A 7,132-nucleotide genomic window follows, 5' to 3' on the forward strand; every position below is an offset into this window, starting at 1 on the left:
AATCATCACCCAGGGTGAAATCAAGGATAGCCCTGGGTGAAGCTCAGCCCGTGTAGCTGATGCGGTAGATGACGCCGTTCGCGTCATCCGCGACGAGCAGCGCGCCATCCGCGGCGACGGCCGTGCCCACCAGCCGGCCGAAGTGGGTCGTCCCGTCCGCTCCGAGCCAGCCCGACGCGAAGTCCTCGAACGCGGCGGGATTGCCCTGCGCGTCGAAGCGCACGCGGACGACCTTGTACCCGGTGGGCGGGTTGCGGTTCCAGGAGCCGCGCATCGCGACGAAGGCGTCCCCGCGGTACTCAGCCGGGAAGTTGGCGCCCGTGTAGAAGGTCAGGCTCATGGGCGCCGAGTGCGCCTGGTACTCCAGCGTCGCGGGCTGCGTCTTCGCGCAGTACTCCGGCCGCGACTGCTTGTCCGGCGGCTCGTTGCTGACGAAGGCGTCCACCTGCTGCTGGCCCGCGCAGAAGGGCCACCCGTAGTCGCCGCCCTCCTGGATGCGGTTGAGCTCCTCGGGCGGGAAGTCGTTGCCGCGCGAATCCGAGCCGTGGTCCATGCCCCAGAGCTGCCCCGTCGTCGGGCTCCAGCCGAAGCCGATGGTGTTGCGCAGCCCGCGCGCGAACACGCGGCGCCCCTGGCCGTTCGTGTCGAACTGCAACAGCGTGGCGTTCTCCGGGTTGGGCTCCGCGCATGCGTTGCACGTGCTGCCCACCGACACGTAGAGCTTGCCGTCAGGCCCCACGGCGAGCGTCCGGTTGGCGTGCTGCCCCGCATCCGGCAGCCGGTCCACGAGGATGGCGGGCGCGCCCAGCGAGTCGTCCGCGCCCACCGTGGCGACGAGCACCTGCCGGTCCGTGGCCATGTAGAGCCGATCCCCCTGGAGCGCGAGCCCGTGCACGCCCTCGTTCTTCAGGCCCAGGCCGCTCGCCACCACGGCGCGCTGATCCGCGCTGCCATCGCCGTTCAAATCGCGCAACAGGGTGACGCGGCCGGCCTCGCGCTCGGTGACATAGACGGCGCCATTGGGACGGACCGCGAGCATGCGCGGGTTCGTGAGGCCCTGCGCGAAGACGCCCACCTGGAAGCCCGGGGGCACGCGAAGCTGCCCGAGCCGCTCCGGACCGAAGGGCTGCACCGCCGGCCGGACCAGGTGGTTGGGCGCGCTCACCGCCCGCACCGCGTCCTCGCGGTCGGGCACCTGGGGCGTGGGAATCGTTCCGGCCTGCGGGCTGTCGCCGGAGTTCGTCCGGTCGTTACACGCGAGCGAGAGGCAGAGCAGGGCTCCAGCGAACACACGGGGGGCGAGAAGGGTCATGGGGCCGCCACCCTGGGCACGAGGGTCGCCCCTGACAATCCCGTCCACCACCGCGTCCACGGCCCGTGTTCACGGCGCGTCGAAGCGCGCTCCCGCGCTGTTCAGGAGGCGTAGCGGTCCTCGCCAAACGGCTGCGCGGCGCCCGGCCGCGGGGCCTCCTGCGTGGCGAGCAGCTCCGGCACGCGGCCGGTGAGCTGGCTCAGGAGCCGATCCGGATTCACCGGCTTGGGCAGGAACGCCTCCGCCCCCGCGTCGAGCGCGCGCTGCCGCACGTGCGGACGGTTGAGCCCGCTCATCACCAGCACGCGCGTGTCCCGGGTGAGCGGGTGCTGCTTGAGCCCCTCGCACAGGCGCAGGCCGTCCACCCAGTGCAGCACCACGTCCAGCAGGATGGCGGTGGGCGGGCGCCGCGCCACCGCGCAGAACAGCGCCAGCTCGTCCGCGAAGGACACCACGCGCGCGCCGGTGCTCTCCAGGAGCAGCGTCAACGCCTCGCGCGTGTCCGCGTCATCATCCACCACGTAGTACAGGTCCGGCTCCACCTCCGGCACCATCGTGGGCACGGGCTCCATCGGGGTGCGCAGCCACGAACCCACGACCTCCCGCACGCCCGCCCAGCGCGCCGTGGTCAGCAGCGCCAGCGGGGTGGGGGCGCTCAGGCCCAGCACGCCTCCGCCGTACACGCCGCCCAGCGCATGCTTCGCCCTTGCCGCGACGAACGCCGCCGGAGCCCGCTTGCCCGCGCGCCGCAGCCAGGTGATGGACCGCGCTCCGGCCGCCGCGTCCTCCAGCAGCTCGCCCAGCCCGTCACGCACGTAGCGCCGCTCCAGCGACGGGGCATCCAGCCCGCCGTCCAGCAGCGCCACGGCCGCGCGGCTGCAAGACGCCAGCGTCTCCGACAGGCCCACCTGCAGCGGGTGGCCGAAGGCGGCCGGGCCCACCACGAGCTGCCCGGGCGCCACCAGCGCGCGGCCGGGGCCGTAGGGCAGGCGGGTCGTCTCCAGCGCCGCGACCTCGAAGCCCTCCTCCAGCAGGCCGTCGCGCGCGGCCATCATCAGCACCTGGCACAGGTCCGCGGGCGTCACCGCCGCGCCGAAGGCCAGCGCGTACACGGAATCCGCGCCCGGGATGAGGAACAGCGCGTCCACCGAAGGCAGCGGCGACACCCAGAGGCGCGCCACCGGCATCAGGTCCCGGCCCACCATCCCGCCCTTGAGCCGCGCCTGTACCGCCGGCATGGACGGCGCCGGACGGAAGTTCTTGAAGAACGCATCTCCCAACAGCGGTCCCGCGCCGGCGGCCAGCGCCACCGCGTGGAAGCGCTCGCCACTGCCCTGCGCGCGGACGACGAGCGGCCCCGCGTTGCGCACCGCCGTGGGCGCATCCGGAGCGGGCGCCTGCCGCTCCACGCGCTCCACGTTGCGGTTCACGAAGCGCGCGCCCTGCGAGCTGGCCGCCGTGGACAGCACCTGCCGCACCTGATCCAGGCCGCCTTCCCCGTGCGGCCAGCCATCCACCACCCACAGCCCGCCGGGCGCGCACGGCAGCAGCTCCCGCTCACCCTCCGAGATGATCTCCACGCCGCGCAGCTCGTGCGTGCGCCACTCGGGCGGGATGCGGCAGCCCAGCGCGGCCAGCCGCGAGCGACACTCGGGCGTCAGCAGGGCAGGGGGCGCGGTGCGCTCCTCGGTGCCCCCCGCGTAGACGCGCACATCCAGGGCCACGCCCCGGGCGCGACCGTTGAACAGGAGGGACGCCGCGAGCCCCGCACCAGCGATGCCGCCGCCGACGATCGCCACCCTCGAACCACTCGACAGCTTGCTGGTCCCGCTCATCGCGCGCCTCGATCCTTCGCAACCTTCAGTGCCGCTGCGCCGCTGGGGTGTTGTGGACCGTCTGGCCGTACACCACCACCCGGTCGCGCCCCTCCCGCTTGGCCTCGTACAGCGCGGCGTCCGCCGCCTTCAGCAGGGCCTCCGTGCTCTCGCGCGGGTTCTCGACCGTGTGGTCCGCCACGCCCACGCTGATGCTCAACCCGAACGGCGCCGGACGCCCGTCGCTGCGCTGCACGTTCACGCCGCGCAATTCCGTGCGCAGCCGCTCCGCGAACACCGCCGCCTCCAGCGACGTCTGGTGGGGCAGGAGCACCACGAACTCGTCCCCGCCGAAGCGCGCCGCGAAGTCCGACTCGCGCAGGTTGCCCTGCATCAGCGTGGCGAGCGACAGGATGGCGCGGTTGCCCACGTCGTGCCCCATGCCGTCGTTGATGGCCTTCAGGTGATCCAGGTCGATGACCACCACGCTCAGCGCGTAGCCGTAGCGCACCGCCCGCTTGAACTCGTCCTCCAGCCGCACCGACAGCGCGCGGAAGTTCGCCAGGCCCGTGAGCGCGTCCGTCTGCGCCAGCACCTGGAGCTTGCGCTGCTGCTCGCTCTGGCGCACCGCCCGGTCAATGCGGGCGAGCAGCTCGCGCGAGCTCGCCGGCTTGTGGATGAAGTCCACCGCGCCCATCTCCAGACACTTCTCCAGGGTCGCCTCGTCCGCGTCCCCCGTGAGGAAGATGACGGGCACCGTCTCCGTGCGCACGTCCCGCTGGAGCGTCTCCAGGACCGCCAGCCCATCCCCGGAGGGCAGGAAGCGGTCCAACAGGACCAGGTCCGGACGGTGCTCGCGCGCCAGCTCCACGCCCGCGCCCGCGTCCGACGCGGCCAGCACGTCGAAGCGGGTGGCGAGCAGGTCCATCAGGCCCTCGCGCACTCCGGTGTCATCCTCGATGATGAGCAGAAGCGCCCGCTCCGAGCTGCGGCCGTGCCGTTCCATGAACTGGTTCGCTCCGCTCGCCTTGCCAGAAATGGCAGGCCGAAAGTCTCGGGCGCCACGCCCCTCGAGGTGCTCCCCTCGCCCTTGCGCCCCACGCGCACCCGCCGCCGCCTCGTCCTGCAAGCACCCACCCACCCATCCAAACTTCACCCGAGACCTCCCGCTGCCAAGCCCGTCCGCCCCCGCGGGACTCCCGGACCCGTCTGTCCTGGCCGTCCGCGTGTCCCTGCCCGAGAGCAAGCCGTGTGCCCCCGTGATCCTCACGGAGGCCGGCCTTATTTCAGGGGGTTGGAGGGGACCTGACGCATCGGACGACGCGCGGATCGGAAGTCGTTGCAGCGTCCGCGAAGCCCGGCCGGTAGGAATTGCCGGGCAGCGGAGCAACGGAGGGCCCCCTGGACGGAGGCCGCCTCGACGTTGCCGGTGTTGAGGATACGACCCGCGAAGACGGCGGGCCGGCGCTAGCGGCGGTGGGTGAACTGCATGCGGCGCCCGCCCATGGGCGGCATCATCGGCGGCGCTTCCAGGCCGAACTGCCACCACAGCGGCTCATACGGCTTCATCTTCAGGCGCTTGTCGTTCTGCAGCTGGGCGAGGCTGCCCTTGAGCTTCTCGTCGGAGGGGTTCTGCTCCACTCCGCGCGCGAGCACCCGCTGGGCGCCGTCCTTGTCCTTGTGCTGCAGGAGGCACCACGCGTAGACGGCCCAGACGATGGACTCCTTCTTGCCGCTCTTCACCGCGGCCTCGAAGGCGGTCTTCATGGCGGGCTTGTCGTCCCGGCGGAAGTGCAGGGCGCCTTCCATGGCCTTGGCCATGTAGTTGCGGCCGCTGGCCTTCTCCAGGTGCGCCTTCGCCCCGTCCAGGTCCTTCACCATGTACTTGAGCATGCCGATCTGCGCGTGGATCTCCGGCCCGATGAGGAACTGCCACTTGTCCCAGACGAGGCCCTGCTCCAGCGTCTTCACGGCCCGGTCCACGCGGCCCTGGGCTTCCTTCTGGTTGGCGGGCTGGCCCTGGAGATCATTCTGGACCGTCGTCATGAGCGCCTGCACACGGGTGGAGACCCTGCGGGCGAGCACGATGTAGGTGGCGAAGAGGACGATGACGCCGGGCACGATGCCGGCCCACCAGGAGAAGCCGCCGGCGAGCTTGACCAGCGCTCCGACCGCCAGCCCCACGGCCAGGGAGATGAGGAGGTTGTACATGCGCAGCCCCTTTAGCGGTGTGCGTGGAACGCCGCAATCTTCGGATGCACACGATTCGAAGGCGCGATATACGTTTGGCCGCCTCGCTTTCACCCAAGGGGCCCTCTGTCGAAATTGGTAGACGAGGCGGACTCAAAATCCGCTGCGGCTGACCCCGCGTCCCGGTTCGAGTCCGGGGAGGGCCATTCCCCCAACGCACTCACGGCGTCCGAGATGCCGCCTCCGGATGGCCCGAACGTGAAAGCAGCCCCCTGTCCTCCGCGCCGGGAGACGCGATGAAGGTACTGCTGGTCGAGGACGACGCGAGCCTCCGTGAAGGCATGGGCGAGCTTGTCTCCGAGCTGGCGGACGTGCAGGCGGTGGGCACCATCGACGAAGCGCTGCGCGCCCTGGAGACCGGGCGCTTCGAGCTGGTGATGACCGACCTGCGCATCGCGGGCGGCCACAACGATGGCCGGAGCATCCTCGAAGCCGCCCGCCGCCGGCTGCACCCTGTCGTCGTCGTCAGCGCCGCGGGCCCCGACGAGGTCGCCGAGGCCCTGCACCCCCTGGAGCCGGACGGGCTGCTGATCAAGCCCTTCCAGGTGGACGACATCATGGGGCTCGTGGAGCGCTTCCTGGAGCTCAAGCGCCAGGCGCTCGCCGCTTCGGAGTCCCCGCTGCCCGAAGGCTCGCCGGACTGGACGGACCTCGCCCCTGGCGCGCGCACGGCCACCGCCCGGACGGAGGCCCCCCGGACGTGGGTGCGGCTGACGCCCGAGGCGGACTTCCAGTGGCGCCGCCCGGCGTGCGCCGAAGGGCTCCAGCTCCTGGAGGGCTCCCTGGAGCTGGACGGGGAGGGCTACGCCGCGCCCTGCTACCTGTTCCTCGCCGTGGGGGCGTCGCCCCGGGTGAAGACGCGAACGGGCGCGGTGGCGGTGTGCGTGCCGCTGCGCGGGTAGGGGACGAGGTCACCGTGGAAATCCCCCTCTGGCCCTCGCCGCATGATCCGTCGCGCCTGGGGCGTCCGTCCCGGAAAGCGGCCACCGCGGCCCTGGAGACCCACATCGCGGTGCTCAAGGGGGACCCCCTGAAGGCCGCGCTCGCCACCGCGCTGCGGGAGGCGGAAGGGCTGGGCGGGCAGGAGCGCCGCTTCGTGGCGATGGCGGCGCGCGAGCTGTCCCGGCACCAGCGGCTGCTGGACCTGGCGGCGCGCCAACTGGGCCACTCGCACGCGAAGCTCGTCATGACGGAGGACCAGGCGCTGGTGCGCTACACCCTCTGGCGGCGGCTCTTCTGCGGCGAGGGCTGGACGCGCATCGGCCCGGAGGTGCGGCTGCCGGGGCCGGTGCGGCCGCGCACGCTGCATGACGCGGTGCTGGAGGGGCTCGTCACGAAGCCCCTGCCGGAGCCCGCCGCTTCGGAGTCCGTCGTGGAGCGGTTGGCCACCCGGTACTCCTTCCCGGGATGGCTCACGCAGCGGCTGGCGGACGTGTACCCGGAAGGGACGCTCGCGGGGCTGATGGCGTCGCTGGACGAGGAGCCCGCGCTGCACTTCCGCGTGCGGCCCGCCGGCACCCGGGACGCGGTGCTCGCGGCGCTGGCGGAGGAGGGCGTGGTGGCGGAAGCCGTGCCGTCCTCGCCGGACGCGCTGCGCGTCGCGGATGCCAGCCACCGCATCTTCGAGACGAAGGTGATGAAGGCCCGGCGGCTCCAGGTGCAGGACGTGGGCAGCCAGCTCATCGTCCAGGCGTGCCTGCCGCCCGGGGGCACCCTCCAGGGGCTCACCGTGGCGGACGTGTGCGCGGGGGCCGGG

The 7,132-nt window shown here is 72.3% G+C and carries 6 protein-coding genes and 1 tRNA gene; 3 read left to right on the forward strand and 4 right to left on the reverse strand.

Annotation, left to right across the window (positions count from 1 at the left end):
• Positions 1-43: 43 nt before the first annotated feature.
• The 4 genes from D7V93_RS06130 to D7V93_RS06145 all read right to left on the reverse strand — a co-directional run bounded on the left by D7V93_RS06130 (position 44) and on the right by D7V93_RS06145 (position 5,337).
• Positions 44-1,312, reverse strand: coding sequence for a PQQ-dependent sugar dehydrogenase (locus D7V93_RS06130; protein WP_120642471.1), 1,269 nt, complete (start codon positions 1,310-1,312; stop codon positions 44-46).
• Positions 1,313-1,413: 101 nt separating this feature from the next.
• Positions 1,414-3,147: a response regulator gene (locus D7V93_RS06135; protein ID WP_120642472.1), complete on the reverse strand. Its 1,734-nt coding sequence runs from the start codon at positions 3,145-3,147 to the stop codon at positions 1,414-1,416.
• Between the two features lie 25 nt (positions 3,148-3,172).
• Positions 3,173-4,132, reverse strand: a complete 960-nt coding sequence (locus D7V93_RS06140) for a diguanylate cyclase (protein WP_120642473.1) — start codon at positions 4,130-4,132, stop codon at positions 3,173-3,175.
• A 461-nt stretch (positions 4,133-4,593) separates the two neighbouring features.
• A complete protein-coding gene (locus tag D7V93_RS06145) occupies positions 4,594-5,337 on the reverse strand; it encodes a tetratricopeptide repeat protein (RefSeq protein ID WP_120642474.1) in 744 nt (247 codons plus the stop codon).
• A gap of 99 nt (positions 5,338-5,436) precedes the next feature.
• On the opposite strand from D7V93_RS06145, the gene D7V93_RS06150 reads away from it, so the two are divergent.
• From D7V93_RS06150 to D7V93_RS06160, 3 genes are all read left to right on the forward strand, one after another.
• Positions 5,437-5,522: transfer RNA gene (locus tag D7V93_RS06150), tRNA-Leu, on the forward strand.
• Positions 5,523-5,612: 90 nt separating this feature from the next.
• Positions 5,613-6,278: a response regulator gene (locus D7V93_RS06155; protein WP_120642475.1), complete on the forward strand. Its 666-nt coding sequence runs from the start codon at positions 5,613-5,615 to the stop codon at positions 6,276-6,278.
• 14 nt (positions 6,279-6,292) lie between these two features.
• The coding region (locus tag D7V93_RS06160) for an RsmB/NOP family class I SAM-dependent RNA methyltransferase (RefSeq protein WP_504739562.1) at positions 6,293-7,132 on the forward strand (840 nt) is incomplete at its 3' end.

Source organism: Corallococcus llansteffanensis (genome assembly GCF_003612055.1).
In the GTDB taxonomy this organism is placed as follows: Bacteria; Myxococcota; Myxococcia; order Myxococcales; family Myxococcaceae; genus Corallococcus; species Corallococcus llansteffanensis.